Raw genomic sequence first — 21091 nt, 5'->3', positions numbered from 1 at the left:
TCAAATGAAAAATATTTGTCATTCAACCAGATATTAACCTACAGCAAAATCTGTAAACTGTCTTTTGTAAGGCGAATGAAATCCTAAAACAATATTTTCTTTAGGAACGCCCAAAGCAACTAATTCATCACCAATATTAGCTTCAGTTCCATTATGCTGAATCCAAACCTTTCCATTCTTAATATCTAAATGTAATACACAGCCATATACACGCCGCTTATTTTCCCAACCCACATATACTAATTGGTAGTGGTCGTGTTCGGTATCAAAGATAGTCTGTGCTTCCACTTGACTATCAGATTTTTCATACTGACTATATAATGTTAATAGTTGCTTAATATACTTTCTATATTCCTCTAAGTTAACCATTTGACAATCACCTCATTTTCGATATCATAAATTAGCAACCGTAATTGATATTGTTGAATTATCATCTGAGGAAATGGCAACTGAAAGAAAATTTGATATGTATCTGAAGGAACCGCTAAATATAAAATACGTTCTGGTTGTTCTTGGGAAAGTGCAAAGCGATAGTTAATAAACTGTCCAAGTGCGGTATGAAATTCTGAAATAGTTGATTGACCAAGAAAACTTTTAACCTCTACAGCGATTTTTTGCCCTTCTCTTTCAGCCGCAATAATCTTTTCTGCTCCTAAATCAATATATAATTCAACCAAACCCCACTCTATACGTAAAGGGTCATCTGTAATAGTCCAGCCATCTTTTTGTAAGCCTAATTTTACAATGTCGTGAAATTTATCTTTTGCTGACATAACATATTTGTTTGCTCTGTGAAGCATTCTATCTACATATTATCTCCCTTCTCAAGCCGAGGACTTAATATGCCAAATTAGTCAACCGAGTAACACACTATCTTCATCTCATCTGTTCAGGTGCGTTAGAGGTTGTTTGAAAATTTCTCTCGTTGGTAGCAAAACATTTCAGATCCCCCTAAATCCCCCTTAAAAAGGGGGACTTTGATTCCGGTTCCCCCCTTTTTAAGGCTAGGGGGGATCTATGAGTGCCTAAAATTACAGCCAAATCTTTTCAAACAAACTCTTAGGCTGCGGCATAACACACCCTACTGAAAATTATTAAGTATCGTATTTCTTTTGGCGTTTAACCGGATTCATCCACATTTCTAAGCGACTAAATGCTTGGGAAGAAAGTAATGTCAAACACAAATAAACCACTGCTACACCCGCGTAAATCTCAAAAGCGCGATAGTTGTCAGCAACAATTAGCTGTCCTTTGCGGAACAATTCTTCAAACCCAATCACTGCAACTAAGCTAGTATCTTTCAACAAACTGATAAACTCATTACCTAAAGGTGGAATCATCCGCCGCAAAGCTTGGGGAAAAATTACATAACTCATAGTTTGCACAGAACTCAAACCTAATGATTGTGCTGCTTCTGATTGTCCTGTTTCAATCGATTGAATCCCCGCACGCACAACTTCGGCAATATATGCAGCGCTGTTCAAACTTAAAGCAATTACCCCAGCAGTGAGGCGATCAAAAGTAAATGTCAAACCAAGTTGTTGCAAAATTGCTGGGAAACCAAAGTAAATCATAAAAATTTGCACCAGCAAAGGCGTTCCCCGAAAAAAATCTACATACGCCCTCGCTATCCAACGCATAGGTGCGATACGAGAAAGGCGTGTAATACCAATCAGCGAACCGCCAATTAAACCAAACACTACAGAAAGTATCGTCAATTGCAATGTTACCAATGCACCCTGCAAGAGACTTGGCAAAGCCTGCAAAATCACGCTAATTGAAGTAGATATGTTAGGTGCGTTAATGTTAGTTTGATTCTCAAATGGTGATTTATCTGGTAATGATGACGGTTCGGCTTGAAACCATTTTTGGTAAATTTGGGCATAAGTGCCATTTTTCAGCACCCTATCCAAACCATCATTTATCAATGCCAAATTCGGCGAATTTTTAGCCGTCGCAATTCCATAAAACTCCTCTGTTAGTAATTGCTCTACTACTTTAATTCCCTTGAGATTGCCCGTTTTAATGGCATATAAAGTAACAGGTGCATCATTAATTACTGCATCCACATTACCATTGGACAATTCTTGTAGGGCTATAGGTGCTGAATCAAAACTGCGAATTTGCACCCCAGGAACACTTTTAGCCTTTGCAGCCCCAGTTGTGCCAATTTGGACTGCAATTTTTTTATTTTTGAGACTGTCAAAACCAGTAATATCTTGATTGTCTGCACGAATTGCGATCGCTAATCCAGCCTTAAAATAGGGACGGGAAAAAGAAATCGTCTTCGTCCTCTCCTCTGTAATCGTGATCGAACTAAGGGCTGCATCTACCGTTTTGGCTTGCAAAGCTGAGATCATCCCATCAAAAGGCAGACTTTGAAAATCCACTTTAAAGTTAGCTGTAAGTGCGATCGCATTCATCAAATCAATCGAAAAACCCTGCAACTCACCACCTTGTCTTTGAAACTCAAAAGGTGGAAACGTCGGTTCCGTAGCAACCCGCAAAGTTTTCCCCGCACTAGAGTTCACAGCACAGCTAATCAGTAATAAACAGCTAAAACCTACGAAGACACATAAATACAGCCAACGCGCAAAACCAAATTTAGCCATATTATTTTCTCTCTCCCTCTGCGCTCTCTGCGCCTCTGCGGTTACTTAAAACCTTACAATCAACTGTAGAGCAGCTTGACATAAGTAATGAACAATACCATCCCCGCCATTATTTTTGACAATATCGAAAAAAACTTTGGTTCTCTCAAAGTCCTCAAAGGAATCACCGGCGAAATCAACCGGGGAGAAGTCGTTGCAGTTATCGGTTCCTCCGGCTGTGGTAAAAGTACTCTACTACGCTGCTTTAACCGCCTAGAAACCATTGACAAAGGGCGTTTAATAATCAATGGTATCAACTTATCCCGACCCACCGTCAAATATAACCAACTGCGAGAACTACGGACACAAGTAGGCATGGTTTTTCAACAGTTCAACCTGTTTCCCCATCTCAGCGTACTGGAAAATATGACACTCGCACCGCGTAAAGTCTTGGGTAAAACACCGAAAGAAAGCGCCCAAATAGCGAGATTGTATTTAGAAAAGGTTGGCTTATCTGACAAAGCCTCTGCTTATCCCGAACAACTTTCTGGCGGACAAAAGCAACGGGTAGCGATCGCCCGTAGTTTATGCATGAATCCCCAAATCATGCTATTTGACGAACCCACCAGCGCCCTAGATCCTGAACTCGTGGGCGAAGTCCTGCAAGTGATGCAACAATTAGCCGCAGAGGGAATGACAATGGTGGTTGTCACCCATGAAATGCAATTTGCCAAAGAAGTAGCTCATCAGGTGATATTTTTAGACAAAGGTATTGTGACAGAACAAGGCCCAGCCTATGAAGTGCTGACTAATCCCCAAAGCGATCGCCTACGTATTTTCCTAAGTCGCCTTCAAATAATTCGTAATTCGTAATTCGTAATTCGTAATTAAAGACTTCTTTCAAACTCCTCACTCACTACTTCCCACTCAGCACTAATTAAAGGTATTCGCGCAAGAAATCAAAGGGATCATCTTCCCAGCAAGGTTCAGGTATCAGCCAAAATAAACTACCGCTGATGTCGGCTTCAATTTCATCACCGTCGTCTCTATCAAATAGTTCTATCAAAGCTGTCCAATCACGTTCTCTCAGAGACGTTAACGATGGGGCATATACCTGAAAATTATTTGAGTAATTCACGCGCAAAGTTGTGCTTGATAGCCGTAAATAGTTAATATAGGATATTTGTAAATAATTATACCAATTTGAAAAAAGAATGCGACAAATAGACCATTTGTAGAGACGCGATTCATCGCGTCTTCACCCAAAGATGTGTTGCAATCATTAATTGAATTGGTATTAGATTTTAGTTTTGACAACCGCAGTGAAATAGTTGTTTTTATACTATTAAATATGAACTACTATCATAAGTGTCTCACAATTTAAATAGGACTGCTATAGTATTTATTACATAATTACAAGCTGAATTTACTCAGACCGGAAAAATCCTTCAGGCTGCAACTCGACTAGTTCCACGCCAAAGACTTCCGCAAAGGACTGTGCTACATAAAAACGGACTTCTTGGCAAGTGATACCTGGAATCCACTCGGCCAAACTGCCTACAGGTTTATCAGAAATACCACAGGGTACAATGCGCTCAAAGCCTGTCATATCTGGACAAACATTTAATGCAAAGCCGTGCATGGTAATCCAACGGCTGACTTTAATCCCAATCGCCGCAACTTTCCGCCCTTGCAACCAAACGCCAGTAAAAGCCGGAATTCTTTCTCCCTGCAACCCATAAACTGCTAATACGCGAATTATGACTTCTTCGAGTTGGCGTAAGTACCAATGGAGGTCTTTACGATAACGTTGCAGATTTAAAATTGGATACCCCACCAGTTGACCAGGACAATGGTAAGTAACCTCGCCACCTCGTTCAACTCGCTGCACATCATATTCACTTTTGTCAATATCAAATTTGAGAAAATCTGAGTTGCTTCCTTGTCCCAAAGTATAGACAGGTGGATGTTCTAGCAAAATCAACACGTCATCTAGACTGGAGTCATGGATGCGCTCAGTGAGGAGCGATCGCTGCCATCCATGAGCTTCTAAGTAAGGCATCAATCCTTGGTTATACAGCAAACAACGGTTTATGTGTGGTTCCATACTACGGATAATGCCAAAAATCAACTGTATTAAGGACGAAATATATTTCAAATTAGAAGATTAGAGTCAAAAAATGTAAAGATTTGCAAAAGATTTTAAAGGAAAGTCAAGGGAATATGCATTAGAAAATACAAAGTGCTAGCTTGAATATACAACCTCAATAGGTTTTAGGAGGAATTCTCTGCAATAAGCATCATGCCAAGACGATAAAGACGAATGTACTGGCTGATGACTCTCATAAAGTTAGTTTGCATTTCAAACAGAATCAAATTTCCCAAAGACTTGTATTATTGAACAACAGCAAGCAAACTTCAACCGAACACAGAAGGAGCAAATATCAACAGTTCTGTAAGCGTTGTTTTAACACAAAAGACAGTTACAGGAGCTACTGCTCAAATTTCCTCACTAAAAAGTTCTAGGTGAATATCCAATTGGATATCAGCGCAGAGATGAGGAGGAAAATCAAGGGTATAATGAGCAAAAACCCAGACGTAGTAAGCTTAGAGACAGCTTACAAGCAGTACATAGATAAAGTTCACAATTTGTTTTGGCGGGAGTAATAGACCTTACCGCAATTTCTTTTCATACAAAGCAAATTCACACATCAAATATTCAGTGGGAGAGTTTACATGAAGCTTGTCATCCACGGCAAAAATATTGAAATCACCGAAGCAATTCGTGAGTATGTACATCAAAAGATTGAAAAAGCAGTTAGTCACTTTCAGAGTATTACAAATGAAGTGGATGTGCATCTTAGCGTAGCCCGTAATCCCCGAATTAATCCAAGACAAGCGGCTGAAGTAACTATTTACGCTAATGGTAGCGTTATCCGTGCCGAGGAAAGTAGCGAAAACCTATACGCCAGCATTGACTTAGTTGCAGATAAAATTGCCCGTCAACTGCGGAAGTACAAAGAACGGCGTCAAGATCAGAAAACTCATGCCCTGCCAACAGAAGTAGTTGTTGCAGATGCGGTAGTCACAGATTTAATTGGCGATCGCACCCCCGAATTGCCTAACGAAGTCGTCCGCACCAAATATTTTTCCATGCCGCCGATGACCCCTACAGAAGCCCTGGAACAACTACAACTCGTGGGACACGACTTTTATATGTTCCGCAATTCTGAAACTGGAGAGATTAATGTAATTTACGAACGCAACCACGGCGGTTATGGTGTGATTCAACCCCGCAATGGTAACGGCCATACCAACGGCAAGAATGGCAAGTCAGCCCACGCGAGTATTGGTATGCCGGAAAAGTCGCATTCGAGTAAATAGGGAATGGGGAATGGGGAATGGGGGAGAAATAACTAATGCCCAATGCCCCAATCTCTCATTTCGCAAGCTGTTGCAAAGTTTTCAGCGCTTCCTCAACGTGACCTTTAAAGTTAAACATTGAATCAAATACGTATTGCACAACTCCTTGTTGGTCAATGACGTAAGTAACGCGACCAGGGAACAAGCCAAAGGCAGCTGTTGCGCCATATAGCTTCCGCACTTGGTCGCCTTTGTCTGTTAACAGAGTAAAAGGTAGATTGTATTTCGCAGCAAATTTTTGGTGAGATTCGCTAGAGTCGGCACTCACGCCGACAACTTCAGCACCAGCGGTTTTAAACACTTCATATTGATCACGAAAGGCGCATGATTCAGCCGTACATCCAGGTGTGTCGTCTTTGGGGTAAAAATATAGGACAACAGCTTTTTGTCCGCGAAAATCCTGGAGGCTAACTGTTGAGCCATTTTGAGCAGGTAGACTGAAATTAGGAGCGGTATCTCCAACTTTGATTGCCATAACAAGTGGTGGTAATTACTTAACAAAATTTTACCTTGTATCGAAGTCATAAATTTTGCTTGATTACCTGTATGAAGCGGAGTAGCTTAGATACTCATCTAATACAAAATTCCGCTTATGCGCCTGACTTCACTGGATGTTTTTCGCGGCATTACCATCGCTGCGATGATTCTCGTCAATATGGCGGGAGTTGCAGATGATGTATATCCTCCCTTAGCCCATGCCGATTGGCACGGTTGCACACCAACTGACTTAGTATTTCCCTTCTTTCTCTTCATTATCGGTGTAGCGATGACTTTCTCACTGTCAAAGTACACCGAAGGCAATAAACCAACGTCAGGTGTTTACTGGCGAATATTACGCCGCGCCGCCATTCTCTTTGCCTTGGGATTGCTGCTGAATGGCTTTTGGAATCAGGGTATTTGGACTTTTGATTTGAACACCATCCGCATTATGGGAGTGTTGCAGCGCATCAGCCTTACCTATCTGCTAGCTTCCGTAGCTGTTCTCAACCTACCGCGTAAAGGTCAATGGATACTAGCAGCAGTGTTACTCATCGGCTACTGGCTAACGATGATGTATGTAGCAGTGCCAGAATATGGTGCGGGAGTTTTGACGCGGGATGGTAATTTCGGCGCTTATGTTGACCGCCTGATTATTCCCAAAGCACATTTATATAAAGGTGACGGGTTCAACTTTATGGGAGATCCAGAAGGACTTTTCAGTACTATTCCCGCCATAGTAAATGTCCTCGCTGGCTATTTCACTGGTCAATGGATACGCAGCCAACCTGTACAGTCACGCACAAGTATAGGTTTAGGATTATTTGGAGTCGGTTGCTTAATTATTGGTTGGGCGTGGGGGTGGACATTCCCCATCAACAAAAAGCTGTGGACAAGTTCCTATGTGGTCTTTAGCAGCGGTTGGGCGTTACTATTGCTGGCAGCTTGTTATGAACTGATCGAAGTACGGGTGATGCGTCGCTGGAGTAAGCCTTTTGAAATTATGGGCTTAAATGCGATCGCTCTTTTCGTTGCATCGGTTTTATTGATTAAAATCTTAGTCAGAACCACTATTGGGACTGGCAAAGATGCTTCCAGTACCTACAATTGGATTTACCAGAATTTTTTCGCATCTTGGGCGGGGGCGTTGAATGGTTCTCTGTTGTTTGCCCTAGTCACCGTGTTGTTGTGGTGGACTGTTGGTGTTCTGATGTATCGGCAACGTTGGTTTCTCAAAGTGTAAATTTGAAAGCAGGCGTCAGAATATAAAAAGATTTTTGTTGTTGTTTACGTTTTAGTGTTATCAAGGTTACAACAGGTATTAAGTGATAGATTTGTCACATTTTAGGAACAAAGGCGATCGCAATTTTATCTATATTATTAGCGCATTAATCTGCGCTTTTTTTGGCGAACTCACTTAAGTTCTAATATCGTTTCTAACGGCAGAATAGTCTACAAACTTATCTGTGCGTTGAAAATTCTTATTTCTTCTAATTCACTAAATTAATCCATAGCAAAATTGTGAGGTAATGAATGCGTCGCATAAGATTTTGGCTATTTTTTCCAATTGCTTTGATATTCGGTTGCTCAGATCAACTGTTTCAATCTAATCCATCAGTCGCCAACCCTAACCCAACGGTAGTTCCACAACAAACTAGTCCGACTTTGTTAGCCAAGGCGAGTTACCTTTCCCCGTTGGAACAACAGGTAATTATTGAAACAAATAAGGTACGAACAAATCCCAAGGCATATCTCCCGATTCTGGAAAATTATAGAAAGCGCTTTGAGGGGAACCGAGTCAAAATTTCTAACAATACCTATTTGCGAACTCAAGAAGGAGTTAAAGCAGTTGATGAAGCGATCGCATTTTTGAAATCAGCACGTCCTGTAGGAGCGTTGAGTGCATCTAAAGGTATGTCTTTAGGAGCAAAAGACCACGTTAAAGACCAAGGCCCAAAAGGTGCTACAGGTCATAATGGTAGCGATGGTAGCAACCCTTTTACTCGCATCAACCGCTATGGTAAATGGCAAACAACCGCAGGCGAAAATATCAGTTATGGCCCAAGCACTGCTCAAGATATCGTCATGCAATTAATTATTGATGATGGTGTGCGCGATCGCGGTCATCGAAAAAGCATTTTTAACGGCGCTTTTAAAGTCTCCGGTGTTGCTTATGGAACTCACAAATCATATAGAACAATTTGTGTAATTAACTACGCTGGTGGGTATCAGGAAAAATAACTTGAGATGAAGAATTTTGATTTATTTCGAGCAAAAGTATCCGACGACTAAAGTATACTGTCCAAATTATTCCAAACTCAAACTGAATAGCTTGGCGATCGCAGGTAATAATTTATTACCCGCCTCCACCAGGGTTGCGATCGCAGGTAAACTAGAAAATATCCCTTTCAACATGATGATTGCGGTTTTTGCTCTGAGTTGCGTCCTCGAAGATTTTGACAGGAGAAATCTAAAGCTATGTTCCACTTTACGGAGGTGAGCAAATTTTAACACACGCTTACCCCTGTAAATTCAAGAATAGTTAGATATATTTCTAAGTTGAGTTGTTTAAAAGGCGCAACTGCGAGGTTCAGAGGCTCAATATTCAGGTACTACAATGCTTTAAGAAGCAAAAGTAGGTGTAATTGTAATGCAATCAATTTTCTGGAGTGTAGAAGAAGTAGCCCTAAGAGCTAAACAGTTTTACGAAAACGGTATTCGTCAAAATGTTGAGCGTGGTGACAATATCGGCAAGATGATTGTGATTGATGCTGAAACGGGTGAATATGGGATAGATCCAACTGGTGTAGAGACAGCGTTAAAGTTAAAACAGAAAAACCCTAATGCTAGATTGTTCACCATCCGAATTGGTTATGATGTTGCTGTAAGTTTTGGTGGTGCGATGGAGCGTACTGCTGAATGATTTATGGCAAAGTAATCAATGGTAGGGTAATAATTCCAGTGGTTTTTCGTTTACCTTCCCAACCAGCTTTTTCTCTAGATTTTGTCATTGATACTGGATTTAATGACCATCTAACTTTACCACCGCAGGCAGTGAGTGCAATGAATCTTCCCTTGTATTCTAGTACCGAAGCAAGGTTAGCTGATGGTAGTGAAGCTTTATTATCTATACATTTGGCAACAATTTTATGGGACGGCATAGAAAAATTAGTTCCAGTTTTAGCTGCTGGTTATAAACCTTTACTAGGAACTTCTCTGATGGCAGGATATCATCTAGAAATTGATTTTCAAGACAATGGTTTAGTTTCCCTAGAAAAACTCTAATCGATAAGTTCTTGTTTGTATTCCTTGAAGTTGCGTCTTTGGAGATTTTGACCGGAACAGTCTAAAGTCATGTTCCACTTTACGGAGGTGAGCAAATTTTACTACATGCTCACTGCTGTAAATTCAAAAATAGTTAGATACATTTCTAAGTTGAGGCTAAAAGGTGCAACTTCGAGGTTCAAAGGTGCAACTTTGAGGTTCAAAGGCTCAACGTTGAGGTTCAAAGACGCGATAAATCGCCGTCTCTACAATAATTAGTCCTTTGTAGAGACGGCGATTCATCGCGTCTATTGCTTTAACCGAACAGTATTATCTACCTAACTTATTCCTCTGCAACCCAGGCACCATGAAACCCATAAGGCACTCGTTGGGGAATTATTACTCGCGCTACAGGTTCAGCAGTTACATCTTGGGCATTTACCACTACCAATTCGGAAGTATCTGAACCCTCATCATGGACGAAAGTCATAAGCCAACCATCGTCCTCAGCCGTTGCACCAGGACGCGGCGCAAACACAGCTTCACCGCCATAGCGTCCTTCTCCAAATTCATGGGTTTGGGACTTTCCACTGCTGAAGTCGTACTTAATAATACCTTCAAATAAAGGTAGGGGACTGTTTGCCGCTTTGTTGCTGTAGCCATATCGGGTTTTTCGCCCCAATAGGTTTTCGTTGACGCGAGGAAATTCGGAAGCTACATCATCCAACATTTCTTCACGTACTGTACCCGTGCTGAGGTTAAACCGCCAGCGATGTAAACGGGGGATATTTGCTTCTGGGTCGGGTTGGGAATCATCTAAACCCAAAACAGTAGTAGAAGTCATGCGACAGGCAATCAGCACTACTTCGTCTCCATCTTCGTAGGCGTTGAGGGTATGGAAGACGTAGCAAGAGGGACTTTCAAACCAGCGGATATTACTGTTGTCACCGTGACGTGGTACAATCCCAAAACGACTAGAGCGATCGCGCTCAAACATCATTACAGGTTCTCCCCGTTGCGCTCTTTCCGGATTAAAAGTCAGCGGCAAATCCATGAAAATCGTGTAGTTTTCAGTGATGGCGAAATCGTGCATCATCACCCCTATGGGCAGTTCAATTGGCACTGTCCGCAACAGTTCCCCTTGTGCTGAGACTACACTATATTGCAGGTACGGTGGTACAAACACAGAGTAGCCAAAGAAGATCATTTCGTCTGTAACGGGGTCTACTTTGGGATGGGCTGTGAAGGCAGAAACTAGCTTCCCATTATAGCTATACTCACCAATGGTTTCTAATTCAGGCAGTTTGATGGCGTGAGGTTTACCCCCCTCGTTCAGCGCCAACATTTGACCGGCGTGCCACACTAAGGCAGTATTGGCAGTATTTTTGTAGCCACCGTGAGGGTTATCCATTTGCGGTGGTTCTAACAACCCACTCCAGATAGCTTTACCCGCTTCTCGTTCTTTTTTCCATCCGGCTGTCTGCACGTAGCGGTTACGATAAGTGGCTATGCCGTTGCTAATTTGTACACCATGCAACATCCCATCGCCATCAAACCAGTGATATTGACCGATGGGTGTCCATTGAGGGTTAGGGCCATTCCGCACAAACATCCCCGATAGTTCAGGTGGTAATTCACCGATAACTGACAATTTGTCGGTGGTGATTTCTTCACGGATTGGAGCGAAGTTGCGATCGAGATATGGATTGACTGCTATTGTTGGCATTGTTTTGATTTAAATGTACATTTCGGTTTGCTATCAATGCCCACGGAGAAATTTTGAGGGCGTTGGTGAATTTTTGCAATCTGTCTACAAATTAAACCTTTTTCTCTAACTGTTTAATTCGTTTTATTTGCAGGAGGTTCCACTCATCATCAGAAAAGGGTGTGCTAAACCAGGTATCTAATATTTCTTTAGCGATCGCTTCTGTAGTAGCACGTAAACTTAATACAAGGACATTCGCATGATTCCAGATGCGGGCCCCGCGTGCTGTCTCAGCATCATGGCACAAGGCTGCACGTATCCCAGAAACTTTGTTAGCGGCAATAGATGCGCCAGTACCAGTCCAACAAAAGACAATTCCCTCATCTGCTTTTTGGGTTGCCACTGCCAAAGCAACTTTACTACAACTAAGAGGCCAATCAACTTCAGGATCACTCTCGGCTAGGGAACCGAAGAGTATGACTTCATGCCCTCGCTGCTTAAGTTCTTCCATTACCCTATCGGTAAGGTTAGTGCGTTCATCACTGCCAATAGCGATTTTCATGCATTCCCCTTTGAAATTAGTCTTCCCCATCTCCTCATACTACGATGTTTATAGGAGACAGGGAAGAATTACAAATTACGTTAGCGTAGCGTTAGCGAGTCATCGAGCGTCACTACAAATTACGAATTAATCCTCAGATTTTGTTGAATATACAGCAGTGTTCCCATTCAATGACACTGCTTCTACTGGTAGTTCTTGACGCCGATTTGGTTTGATAAAACGCTCTGTTGTCGTCTTAATTACAATATACAAAATCGGCACTACAAACAAACTCAAGAAAGTCGCAATTAACATCCCTCCAAATACTGTTGTTCCTAATGATTGACGACTTCCCGCCCCGGCACCTGTGGCAATAGCTAGCGGGAAAATCCCCAATAGTGTAGAAAAAGCAGTCATCAAAATTGGACGTAGACGCTCTTGTGAAGCCTCAATTACTGCTTTGGTAATCGAAAGTCCTTGATCTCGCAATTGGTTAGCGAATTCCACAATCAAAATTGCGTTCTTACTAGCTAAACCAATCAACATTACTAGACCAATTTGACAGTAAACATCATTAGCATAACCCCGCATTGATTGAGCTATCAGCGCTCCAAAGATAGCTAAGGGAACTGATAACAGAATGATAAAGGGATCAACGTAGTTCTCGTATTGAGCAGCTAGTACCAAAAACACGAAGATTATTCCTAATCCAAAGATCAGGGGTGCTAAACCACCAGAGTCTATTTCTTCTAATGCAGTACCAGACCATTCATAACCATAACCTGCTGGTAAAACTTCTTGAGCAACTTGTTCCATTGCTTTAATCGCGTCTCCAGAACTAGAGCCAGGAGCGGCGGAACCATTAATTTCAATTGAGCGAAATAGATTGTAGTGATTTATCGTTTGCGCTCCCACAGTCGAAGTAACTGTGACTAAGTTACTCAAAGGAATCATTTGATTCCTTTGGGAACGAACGTACAGTTTACCAATATCCTTGGGGTTAGAACGAAACTGTTGGTCTGCCTGGATATATACGCGGTAATTGCGCTGCTGGAGATTGAAATCATTTACATATTGCGATCCCAAAGCAGTTTGTAATGTACTGAAGACATCATCTATAGAAACTTGTAATGATTTGGCTTTATTGCGGTCTACTTCCACAAGCAATTGTGGTGTATCTGCGGCAAAGGTGCTAAATACAGCTTGTAATCCTGGTGTTTGATTAGCTTTACCCAGCAATTGACCCATCGACTGCACTAGATTTTCTAAGCCACTGTTACCTCTGCGGTCTTGCAGTTGAAAGACGAAGCCGCCAAAGTTACCTAAACCCTGAATTGGCGGTGGATTCACAGGGAAAACCCTGGCTTCTGGAATTGCCAACAACTTCCCTTGCAAGCTGCCAATAATCGCTTGTACTGATTGATTGGGTCTTGAACGTTCTGCCCAAGGTTTTAAAGTTGTAAAGATGATGCCACTATTGGCGGTACTACCACTAAAACCAAATCCTCCCACGGCAAAAGTCCCTAGTACTTCTGGAACTTGCAGGATTTCTTTTTCTACCTGTGCCATGACATCGCTGGTATATTGCAGCGAAACGCCTTGGGGACCTTGAATAATTGTGAGGAAGTAGCCTTCATCTTCGTCTGGGAGAAAGGCTGTAGGTACTGTGGTGTAGAGCCAAGCAGTCATACCCAAGGAGACAATAAACAACCCAATTACGACGCTTTTAAATCGTGTGAGAAAGGTAAGCGATCGCTCATAGCTTGACCTTACCCATTCTAGAAACCGATTAATCAGGTCAAACAACCAGGCAATCCACCGGGGAGGTCTTTGTTCTTGACGCAGTAGCACACCACACAAAGAAGGTGTTAAGGTCAAAGCCAAAAAAGTCGAAATCGCAATTGAAAAGGCGATCGTTAGCGCAAATTGCCGATAAAGTGCGCCTGTGGTTCCCGGAAAAAACGCCACTGGTACAAACACTGCCATCAACACTAATGAAGTGGCAATAACCGCGCCAAATAGTTCCGCCATTGATTCACTAGCGGCTCGGCGAGGATTTATGCCTTTATCCTGAATAAAACGGCTGATTTGTTCCACCACAACGATCGCATCGTCTACCACCATCCCTGATGCTAAAGTCAGACCAAACAATGTCAAACTATTAATGGAAAAGTTAAAAACTTTGATGAAGGCAAATGTCCCAATTAGTGCTAAAGGAATAGTTAGCGCAGGAATTAAAGTGGTTCGCCAATCCTGCAAGAACACAAAAATTACAATCACCACCAACACCACCGCTTCAATCAGAGTCTTGATCACTTCTGCCAAAGACTCTTCTACAAAGGATGTTGTGTCAAAAGCTACTTGATATCGCATCCCTGGCGGAAAATTCGGAGCCAATCGCGCTATTTCGGCTTTGACTCCTTTAGCCACATCTAAGGCATTACTGCCAGGAACTTGATAAATCCCTAAACCGACAGCATCGTTGCCACGAAATCGTAGAAATGAACTGTAGTTTTCTGCACCCAGTTCGGCTCTACCTACATCTTTGAGCTTAACTAAGGTGCCATCCTCTTGAGTTCTGAGGACAATTTCTTCAAATTCTGATGGTTCTGCTAATCGGCTGACAGCACGTACATCAAGTTGATACCTTTGTCCTTCAGGAGCCGGTTCTTGTCCAATTCTCCCTGCACCGACTTGCAAATTTTGTTCGGATAAAGCATCGGCTACATCCTGAGTTGTTAGTCCCCGACTAGCAAGGCGACTCGGATCTAACCACAAACGCATTGCATAGCGACGTTCACCAAAAATTCGTGCGTCACTTACACCTTTGACTCTTTTTAAGGCATCTGCTAAGTAAAGGTCAGCATAGTTGCTTAAAAATATATTGTCGTACTCTTTATTTTCAGCGTATAAACCAATTGCTAAGAGAATGTTGCTTGACTGTTTTGATACCTGCACTCCCGTGCGCTGTACACTCTCTGGGAGTTGCGGTTGGGCAACAGAAACACGATTTTGCACATCCACAGCCGCAATATCTTTGTCTCGTGAAGAATCAAAGGTGGCTGTAATGGTACTAGTGCCATCGTTACTGCTGCTAGAAGTGAGATATCTTAGTCCCTCAATCCCGTTGATTTGCCTTTCTAAGATATTCGTTACCCCGCTTTCTACGACTTCGGCACTAGCTCCGCTATAGTTGGAAGTCACACTGATTTGGGTAGGACTAATTTCTGGGAACCTAGCGATCGGCAGTGTAGGAATACTGATTAATCCTATTAAAAGGATGACGATCGCACAGACCGACGCAAAGATTGGCCGCTTAATAAAGAAGTCAACAAACATAGGTTAAAAAATTGGGCATTGGGCATTGGGCATTGGGCATGGGGCATTGAAAAGAGGCAGAGGGGCGGGGTGCGGGGTGAAGAGGGGAAAACTCTTCTCCCTTTCTCCCTGCTCCCTGTGCTCCCTGCTCCCTGCTCCCCTGCTCTCTCATCTTCAACTAAGGCCTCCGACTACCCACTTGTTCCGGTGCAGGAGTGATGGGAGCGCCATTGGTTAGATTGAGAATACCGGAAACAACAATTTTGTCCCCAGTTTTTAATCCTTCGATAACTTGATAATTATTCCCCTCAATAACTCCCAATTTCACGGGTTTTTGTTGAGCTACTAAAGATGGCGCTCCAGCTTTGGTTTTTTCTGCCGGTGCTTCAGCTTTAGGCTTTTCCTGCGGTGCTTCAGCCACAAATACAAAAGTCTCTCCACCTAGGCGAGATACTGCTGTAACTGGAATTAAGATTCCCGGACGTTCGTTCCAGATGACTTTGGTTTGCACTGCCTGACGATTAACCAGTTGACTTCTGGAATTACCAAAGTTGGCTTTAGCCAAAACTGTCTGCGAATCTGAACTAGCATTTGGAGAGATGAAACTCACCTTACCAGTAGCGATGGGTTTGCCTTGGGTGTCCAACATTTGCACAGGTAATCCCAAACGCAGCTTATTGGTGTCAGCTAAGGGAACGGAAATATTCAGTTCTAAAGAGTCATTTCTAGTCAGTGTAGTGAGTTGATCTGCTTGTTGCACATAATCTCCCACCTTTGCTGGAATATCACCAACAATACCGGTGAAAGGTGCAAGGACTTTTGTGTATTGCAGTTGAACTTGGGCAGATTTGACTTGGGCTGCTGCTTGAGTTACTTGCGATCGCGCTTGGGCAATTTCTTCTGGGCGAGAACCATTTTCTAGCTGCCTTAAGTTTTGTCTCTGTTGTTCTAAAGCACCAGCTAGCTCATTGATACTAGAATTTCTGCTTTGGCGAAGTTGGTCTAGGCGTTTCTGAGCCACAACCAGGGCAGCTTCAGCACTTTGCTGTTCTTTGACATATCCTTCTAAGGTATCTTGGGAAACTGCACCCTCTTTTCTCAATTGTGCGTATCGCTTGGCGCGTGACTGTGCTAGTTCCACATCAGATTTAGCTGACTGAATTTGAGCTTCAGCTTGAGCAATTTCTTCTGGTTGTGATCCCGATTGGGCATCTCGAAAACGAGCTTGGGCTTGGGCTAACTGTGCTCTAGCTTGGGCAACTTCTTCTTGTCGCGTACCCGCTTGCAGTTCAGCAAGCCTTGCTTGGGCTTGTTCTAGTCCAGCTTTTGCTTGTAATAATTGAGCTTGGACATTATCACTTTCTAGGCTAATAATGACTTGCCCTTGTTGAACACGGTTGCCCTCTTGAATGAAAATCTGGGTAACTCGTCCGTCAACCTGTGGTCTGATGATTACCGAACGTGGAGCCTCTAAGGAGCCAATAAACTCCGAACTTTCCTGCACAGTTTCAGTTTCCACAGTTGCTAGCTTGACGGGAATTGCCATCGGTTGACCAGCTGCGGCCCCAGCAGGTGCATCGCTAGCGCTACTAGTTTGCCACCAGCGCCAACCAAAACTAACACCTGCAACTAACAAAACAATTCCCAAAATTAGCGGCCAACGGCGTTTTTGCGGTGGCTTTGGCGATCGCTCCAACAATGGTTGCGATTCTTGATTAGAATCATTAACAGCAGGCTGTTCTATTTCAACGGGCAGGTGAGAATCAGGGAACTCAGAATGGGACATCTTCGGTTTCTCGTCTTATGGATTTAGACTTGGGCAATCTACTCTTCGCTAAAAAAGCACTGTTTGAATAGTTTTTTAGCCCTTGTTGCTTGATGTTGGTGCCAAATATATACGCGGGTATTTGGGCGATCGCTCACTATGTCTAGCACCTCAAACCAAACAATATCGCTTATCACTTTATGGTTAATTTGTAAATTACTTAACTCCTGTCAATTGTTTAAAGTGTAATTTATAAAACTTTTTTAGTCAGTGTAAAATCAGAGCCTTAACTCTAAGAGAAAACACGATTTATCTTGTTGCAAGGGAATCAACTGAACCTCTAGCCTCTTTCAATGGCAAAGTGCTAATACCGCGCACAAATAAATTGACACAAGTTTCTATGTAACATTGACGACTGTAATCTAGTGTGGTAGATATATCTCTAAAACGCAGCATACCGTGAAGCAACATACCCGTAAAACTATCTACAGATGCTTTCAAATCTATATCTGAGGACACTGTGCCCTTCTGTTGACTGTTTTGCAAATACACAACCAGCTTTTCGCGCATCGATTTGTTAGCTTCGTATAACATCAGACTGGCTGCTTGGGGGTGTCGCTTCGCTTCTCCAATCAATGTCCGAATCAGGTCTTCATGCTCCTCCATCATCTGGTTGCAAAGCCTTGCATAATTATTGAGGTCAATGTACAGGTTTTGAGTCCAGTCCTTGTGATCAGCTAAGGTTTGGGATTGTGAAGCGATCGCTTCGGTAATCACAGCAGCTAGTAGTTGCTCTTTGCTCTGGAAATGACGAAATAAAGTTACCTCGTTGACCGCAGCAACACGAGCAATTTCTCGCGTTGTCGCTCCTGTTAAACCTGCCGTTGCAAACACCTTAGTTGCCGCCTTGATCAAGCGTGCACGAGTTTGTGCCGTTTTTGATGCTAAGTTTTTCATGAGGGTTTGCAAGCGCTTGCTTGCATTATAACCACATAGAAGACGAGATTGGTATAAGTTACAGATGAGTTTATCGGTCTTTATTCATGGTGAATAGTGATCTTAGGGAAGAAAAGCATACGGAGCGATGCCTTCTGAGGCTTGTCTGCGACACGCTGCGCGTAGCTTGCTTCGACCTAGGAGTATGCCTACGCTGATTAATCCAGCTCTATTAATCAAGGTTACGAGTTTCATCAAGTTATCCTCACCAAGAACGACATCCAATCAATCAGTGTTCTCTAGAGTCCTATTTTTCAGCAGTCTCAACTTCCTACACTTAGGTCACCCGATCGGTTGATTTTTAACTCACCCGAATGGGTGATTTAATTTATCCAAATCAGGGTTTTGTCTGTGCAGTCGCCTGGTGTTCGCTAATTAATTGACATCCTCACCGACCTAAAGACGCTCTTAAAAAGGAGTAATGAGTAATAAGTAATAAGTAATGAGTAAATACCCATTTTTCATCCACTCATTACTCATTACTCCTTACTCATTACTTTAAAGCATTGCGTGAAGCCTTAGAATTCAGACCCAATTCTTTGGTGAGCAGTCCTCAACAGCCTTCAACCATCTACAACTGATTCCTTAGAATCCAAATCCGGTAATATCTTCAGAGTAGATTTCCGGTTAGTAACAATATAAGAAAGCAGCCCTTCATACCGATCAAGTGCTTGCTCCAAGGAATAGTTTTCTTCGGCAAACTGTCTTCCTGTATTACCAAGCCTTGCCCCTAAAGTAGGATTAGTATATAAATCATGCACCGCAGCGGCCATTGCATCGGGTGATTCTGGCTCAACAATTATTCCACCACCACTAAGTTGGATTGCTTTCGCAGCAGTACCAGTGGCAGGAACAGAACCCACAATCGGGCGACCACTCGCCAACAGGAGTGGTATTTTTGAAGGCATATTGAACGAAATCACATTATGCTTTTGCACAATCAGCCCTACATCAGATGCTGCTAGCATTTCAGGAAGTGTTTCTCGTGGCTGTAACGGTAGCAGCAAAACATTATCTGCTCCATTTAAAAGACAATATTCCTGCAACCTTTGCAATGCTCTTGATTCGCCAACGATGACAAAGACAATATCTTTGATATGACGCAAACAAACGGCTGCTTCTATTACTGTTTCTAAACCTTGTGTTAGAGCAATGTTGCCCGAATAAAGTACTACAAATTTCCCATCGAGTTGATGTCTAGATATCCAAGAGTTGTTCTGTTTCGGTAAAGGGCGAATAAAATTTACATTCACCCAATTGGGAATACAAACGATTTTATTAACAGGTACTCCCTTATTCACTAAATTCTCACGAAACCCATCAGCGATGACACTAATAGTGTGTGCCGTCCGATATGCAAACTTCTCTAGGATTGCAAGACTTCGGATCATCCACTTGTTTTTTAATAGCCCGATACGTACCGCAGCTTCTGGTAAAATATCTTGCACATTTAGAACTACCGGGCAGTTGTATAACCAACCAAATATTGTTACTGGTAACGTACCAAATAGAGGCGGAACTGTTAAGATAATTACATCGGGGCGTCCGCCTTTAAAGGCTTGGGGTAAGCTCGTAAAAACAAAACTCAACTCCAGCAACAGCCGATCTACGAGGTTAGGTTTAGACTTAATTCGCAAATAACTTCGCTGAATGGTTACGCCATTTTTTTGTTCAGTAATATACCACTTACCCCGATATCCATCGTAAATTTCGCGCTGAGGATAGTTGGGCATTCCCGTAATCACTCGCACTTCATGACCTCGCTTTACTAGTCCTTCTGCCAATTCAGTCATTAATGGAGCAATTCCAATCGGCTCTGGATGATAGTTGTAGGAATAGATCAGAATGTGCATGAGCTATTTGTGAATTTTGTAAAGACAGCTTGAGATCAGCGGACTTATTGCTAATTTCAGTAATGGCTGCCACTTTTATTACTCAATTTAAGTTTAAAGATTTGTTGATTAAGATTGGATTAAGCTCTGTTTATAAATTTTCTGAATAATTTTAATTTTAAAAGATAGTTTTTGTATTGCATAAAAGACTTAAAAATTAAAATATCAGATTGTGTAAAGACTTTAGGCTCTTTATAAACACAGACTTTAGACTTTGGTGATGATCACAATAGTTGATTTGCTAGCTCCTGAATCATGCATAATGTCTAAATTTAAACTTCGGGGATTGTAGCATTATATTTAAGCTTGTGCATATAACCCTCATACCGCCCTTTCAACTGGCACATGAAGTATTTTTAACCAAGTTATCAGTGATTGCTCGAATACTTATGTCAACAAGTATTCGAGCGATCGCGAACTGATAAGGCTGGATAATAGACTCACCAACTCACTTAACCATTGGAGCTAGAATAGAGATTCATTAAACTAAAATTGGCAACCTCTAACTAGAAAGCCCTACTTTCTAGCAAGAGGCTTGCTTTTTCTTCAGAGTTGAGCCTACACCCAATATCCCAAATGCCAGTAAACCCAACATAGAAGCAGGTTCAGGGACTTTGGATACCTGAATAGAACCAGAATTTTGATCTAATGTTATAAATGCTGTCTGTTGATCGATATCCTGACGTAAGGACAAAGAATCACCAACGGTTCCCTGGAAGAAATATTCTCCGATTACACCCGTCCCTCCTGCTACATCAAAGGGGCCAAACAAGGTATGAGTGGAAGTATCAAAGTTGAAAGCGAAGAAATCAGATTCTGAGACTCCATCAGTAACGGTGTTGTAAGTTCCAAGAAGATTATTCGATGGATCTAAGAAGGAGACATTCAAGGATTGTAAAAAGTTGGTTGCTCCACTACCACTTTCTGAAATAATTGTAGGTGCTGTAGTCTCGTCGTAGCTGAATGAACCTATTGCTGAATAACCAGAATCACCTAGCCAGTTGAAGTTTAAATCAATAGCTTGGGCAGGGTTGTTAGCACTAGCTGCGATCGCAACACTAAAAGCAACACTGGTTGCTGTGGTAGCAGCGATTTTGGCAAAAATATTTGTCATTGTCA

The 21091-nt window shown here is 42.2% G+C and carries 19 protein-coding genes; 6 read left to right on the top strand and 13 right to left on the bottom strand.

Features of this window, described 5'->3' with window-relative positions; genetic code table 11:
- Window positions 1–33: 33 nt before the first annotated feature.
- The 3 genes from ACWATR_RS26995 to ACWATR_RS26985 all read right to left on the bottom strand — a co-directional run bounded on the left by ACWATR_RS26995 (window position 34) and on the right by ACWATR_RS26985 (window position 2612).
- Window positions 34–369 carry a XisI protein gene (locus tag ACWATR_RS26995; RefSeq protein WP_460339042.1) on the bottom strand — a complete coding sequence of 112 codons (336 nt, stop codon included), beginning with the start codon at window positions 367–369 and terminating at the stop codon, window positions 34–36.
- A complete protein-coding gene (locus tag ACWATR_RS26990; protein ID WP_420759517.1) occupies window positions 357–773 on the bottom strand; it encodes a XisH family protein in 417 nt (138 codons plus the stop codon). Before ACWATR_RS26990 ends, ACWATR_RS26995 begins: the two co-directional genes overlap by 13 nt.
- Window positions 774–1094: 321 nt before the next feature.
- On the bottom strand, window positions 1095–2612 hold the full coding sequence (locus tag ACWATR_RS26985; RefSeq protein WP_460339040.1) for an ABC transporter permease subunit: 1518 nt from the start codon (window positions 2610–2612) through the stop codon (window positions 1095–1097).
- 87 nt (window positions 2613–2699) lie between these two features.
- Here ACWATR_RS26985 and ACWATR_RS26980 point away from each other — a divergent pair, with 87 nt between their 5' ends.
- Window positions 2700–3464: an amino acid ABC transporter ATP-binding protein gene (locus ACWATR_RS26980; RefSeq protein WP_181929188.1), complete on the top strand. Its 765-nt coding sequence runs from the start codon at window positions 2700–2702 to the stop codon at window positions 3462–3464.
- Window positions 3465–3528: 64 nt separating this feature from the next.
- On the opposite strand, the gene ACWATR_RS26975 is transcribed toward ACWATR_RS26980, so the two are convergent.
- Window positions 3529–3729, bottom strand: coding sequence for a hypothetical protein (locus ACWATR_RS26975; RefSeq protein WP_181929187.1), 201 nt, complete (start codon window positions 3727–3729; stop codon window positions 3529–3531).
- Between the two features lie 288 nt (window positions 3730–4017).
- On the bottom strand, window positions 4018–4698 hold the full coding sequence (gene lipB / locus ACWATR_RS26970) for a lipoyl(octanoyl) transferase LipB (RefSeq protein ID WP_460339037.1): 681 nt from the start codon (window positions 4696–4698) through the stop codon (window positions 4018–4020).
- Between the two features lie 629 nt (window positions 4699–5327).
- On the opposite strand from lipB, the gene hpf reads away from it, so the two are divergent.
- Window positions 5328–5975: a ribosome hibernation-promoting factor, HPF/YfiA family gene (gene hpf / locus ACWATR_RS26965; RefSeq protein WP_460339035.1), complete on the top strand. Its 648-nt coding sequence runs from the start codon at window positions 5328–5330 to the stop codon at window positions 5973–5975.
- A 55-nt stretch (window positions 5976–6030) separates the two neighbouring features.
- On the opposite strand, the gene ACWATR_RS26960 is transcribed toward hpf, so the two are convergent.
- Entirely contained in the window at window positions 6031–6489 is a 459-nt protein-coding gene (locus ACWATR_RS26960; protein WP_069071311.1) for a peroxiredoxin, read from the bottom strand.
- A gap of 117 nt (window positions 6490–6606) precedes the next feature.
- On the opposite strand from ACWATR_RS26960, the gene ACWATR_RS26955 reads away from it, so the two are divergent.
- The 4 genes from ACWATR_RS26955 (at window position 6607) to ACWATR_RS26940 (ending at window position 9776) form a co-directional block, all read left to right on the top strand.
- The gene (locus ACWATR_RS26955; protein WP_460339032.1) at window positions 6607–7734 is read left to right on the top strand and encodes an acyltransferase family protein; all 1128 of its coding nucleotides are present in this window, start codon (window positions 6607–6609) and stop codon (window positions 7732–7734) included.
- A 290-nt stretch (window positions 7735–8024) separates the two neighbouring features.
- Window positions 8025–8732, top strand: coding sequence for a CAP domain-containing protein (locus ACWATR_RS26950; protein WP_460339030.1), 708 nt, complete (start codon window positions 8025–8027; stop codon window positions 8730–8732).
- Between the two features lie 409 nt (window positions 8733–9141).
- Window positions 9142–9414, top strand: coding sequence for a hypothetical protein (locus ACWATR_RS26945; protein WP_460339028.1), 273 nt, complete (start codon window positions 9142–9144; stop codon window positions 9412–9414).
- Entirely contained in the window at window positions 9411–9776 is a 366-nt protein-coding gene (locus ACWATR_RS26940) for a clan AA aspartic protease (RefSeq protein WP_460339026.1), read from the top strand. The genes ACWATR_RS26945 and ACWATR_RS26940 overlap by 4 nt, the downstream gene beginning before the upstream one ends.
- A 322-nt stretch (window positions 9777–10098) precedes the next feature.
- Here ACWATR_RS26940 and ACWATR_RS26935 read toward each other — a convergent pair whose 3' ends face one another.
- From ACWATR_RS26935 to ACWATR_RS26905, 7 genes are all read right to left on the bottom strand, one after another.
- Window positions 10099–11481: a carotenoid oxygenase family protein gene (locus tag ACWATR_RS26935; RefSeq protein WP_460339024.1), complete on the bottom strand. Its 1383-nt coding sequence runs from the start codon at window positions 11479–11481 to the stop codon at window positions 10099–10101.
- A gap of 91 nt (window positions 11482–11572) precedes the next feature.
- A complete protein-coding gene (locus ACWATR_RS26930; protein ID WP_460339022.1) occupies window positions 11573–12022 on the bottom strand; it encodes an RpiB/LacA/LacB family sugar-phosphate isomerase in 450 nt (149 codons plus the stop codon).
- A 126-nt stretch (window positions 12023–12148) separates the two neighbouring features.
- On the bottom strand, window positions 12149–15340 hold the full coding sequence (locus ACWATR_RS26925) for an efflux RND transporter permease subunit (RefSeq protein ID WP_460339020.1): 3192 nt from the start codon (window positions 15338–15340) through the stop codon (window positions 12149–12151).
- A 157-nt stretch (window positions 15341–15497) separates the two neighbouring features.
- Entirely contained in the window at window positions 15498–17105 is a 1608-nt protein-coding gene (locus ACWATR_RS26920; RefSeq protein ID WP_460339018.1) for an efflux RND transporter periplasmic adaptor subunit, read from the bottom strand.
- 288 nt (window positions 17106–17393) lie between these two features.
- Window positions 17394–18041, bottom strand: coding sequence for a TetR/AcrR family transcriptional regulator (locus ACWATR_RS26915; RefSeq protein WP_460339016.1), 648 nt, complete (start codon window positions 18039–18041; stop codon window positions 17394–17396).
- Window positions 18042–18643: 602 nt separating this feature from the next.
- A complete protein-coding gene (locus tag ACWATR_RS26910; RefSeq protein ID WP_460339014.1) occupies window positions 18644–19933 on the bottom strand; it encodes a glycosyltransferase family 4 protein in 1290 nt (429 codons plus the stop codon).
- Between the two features lie 562 nt (window positions 19934–20495).
- On the bottom strand, window positions 20496–21086 hold the full coding sequence (locus tag ACWATR_RS26905; RefSeq protein WP_460339012.1) for a PEP-CTERM sorting domain-containing protein: 591 nt from the start codon (window positions 21084–21086) through the stop codon (window positions 20496–20498).
- Between the last annotated feature and the right edge of the window lie 5 nt (window positions 21087–21091).

This window comes from Nostoc sp. UIC 10890, from assembly GCF_054786515.1.
The sequence above is the reverse complement of the archived record's forward strand: the minus strand, read 5'-3'. Positions and strand labels throughout refer to the sequence as shown.

Excerpts from the sequence above, each read along its gene's own strand:
- ACWATR_RS26995 (WP_460339042.1), bottom strand. The coding sequence starts at position 369 with ATGGTTAACTTAGAGGAATATAGAAAGTATATTAAGCAACTATTAACA.
- ACWATR_RS26990 (WP_420759517.1), bottom strand. The coding sequence starts at position 773 with ATGTCAGCAAAAGATAAATTTCACGACATTGTAAAATTAGGCTTACAA.
- ACWATR_RS26985 (WP_460339040.1), bottom strand. The coding sequence starts at position 2,612 with ATGGCTAAATTTGGTTTTGCGCGTTGGCTGTATTTATGTGTCTTCGTA.
- ACWATR_RS26980 (WP_181929188.1), top strand. The coding sequence starts at position 2,700 with ATGAACAATACCATCCCCGCCATTATTTTTGACAATATCGAAAAAAAC.
- lipB (WP_460339037.1), bottom strand. The coding sequence starts at position 4,698 with ATGGAACCACACATAAACCGTTGTTTGCTGTATAACCAAGGATTGATG.
- hpf (WP_460339035.1), top strand. The coding sequence starts at position 5,328 with ATGAAGCTTGTCATCCACGGCAAAAATATTGAAATCACCGAAGCAATT.
- ACWATR_RS26960 (WP_069071311.1), bottom strand. The coding sequence starts at position 6,489 with ATGGCAATCAAAGTTGGAGATACCGCTCCTAATTTCAGTCTACCTGCT.
- ACWATR_RS26955 (WP_460339032.1), top strand. The coding sequence starts at position 6,607 with ATGCGCCTGACTTCACTGGATGTTTTTCGCGGCATTACCATCGCTGCG.
- ACWATR_RS26950 (WP_460339030.1), top strand. The coding sequence starts at position 8,025 with ATGCGTCGCATAAGATTTTGGCTATTTTTTCCAATTGCTTTGATATTC.
- ACWATR_RS26945 (WP_460339028.1), top strand. The coding sequence starts at position 9,142 with ATGCAATCAATTTTCTGGAGTGTAGAAGAAGTAGCCCTAAGAGCTAAA.
- ACWATR_RS26940 (WP_460339026.1), top strand. The coding sequence starts at position 9,411 with ATGATTTATGGCAAAGTAATCAATGGTAGGGTAATAATTCCAGTGGTT.
- ACWATR_RS26935 (WP_460339024.1), bottom strand. The coding sequence starts at position 11,481 with ATGCCAACAATAGCAGTCAATCCATATCTCGATCGCAACTTCGCTCCA.
- ACWATR_RS26930 (WP_460339022.1), bottom strand. The coding sequence starts at position 12,022 with ATGAAAATCGCTATTGGCAGTGATGAACGCACTAACCTTACCGATAGG.
- ACWATR_RS26925 (WP_460339020.1), bottom strand. The coding sequence starts at position 15,340 with ATGTTTGTTGACTTCTTTATTAAGCGGCCAATCTTTGCGTCGGTCTGT.
- ACWATR_RS26920 (WP_460339018.1), bottom strand. The coding sequence starts at position 17,105 with ATGTCCCATTCTGAGTTCCCTGATTCTCACCTGCCCGTTGAAATAGAA.
- ACWATR_RS26915 (WP_460339016.1), bottom strand. The coding sequence starts at position 18,041 with ATGAAAAACTTAGCATCAAAAACGGCACAAACTCGTGCACGCTTGATC.
- ACWATR_RS26910 (WP_460339014.1), bottom strand. The coding sequence starts at position 19,933 with ATGCACATTCTGATCTATTCCTACAACTATCATCCAGAGCCGATTGGA.
- ACWATR_RS26905 (WP_460339012.1), bottom strand. The coding sequence starts at position 21,086 with ATGACAAATATTTTTGCCAAAATCGCTGCTACCACAGCAACCAGTGTT.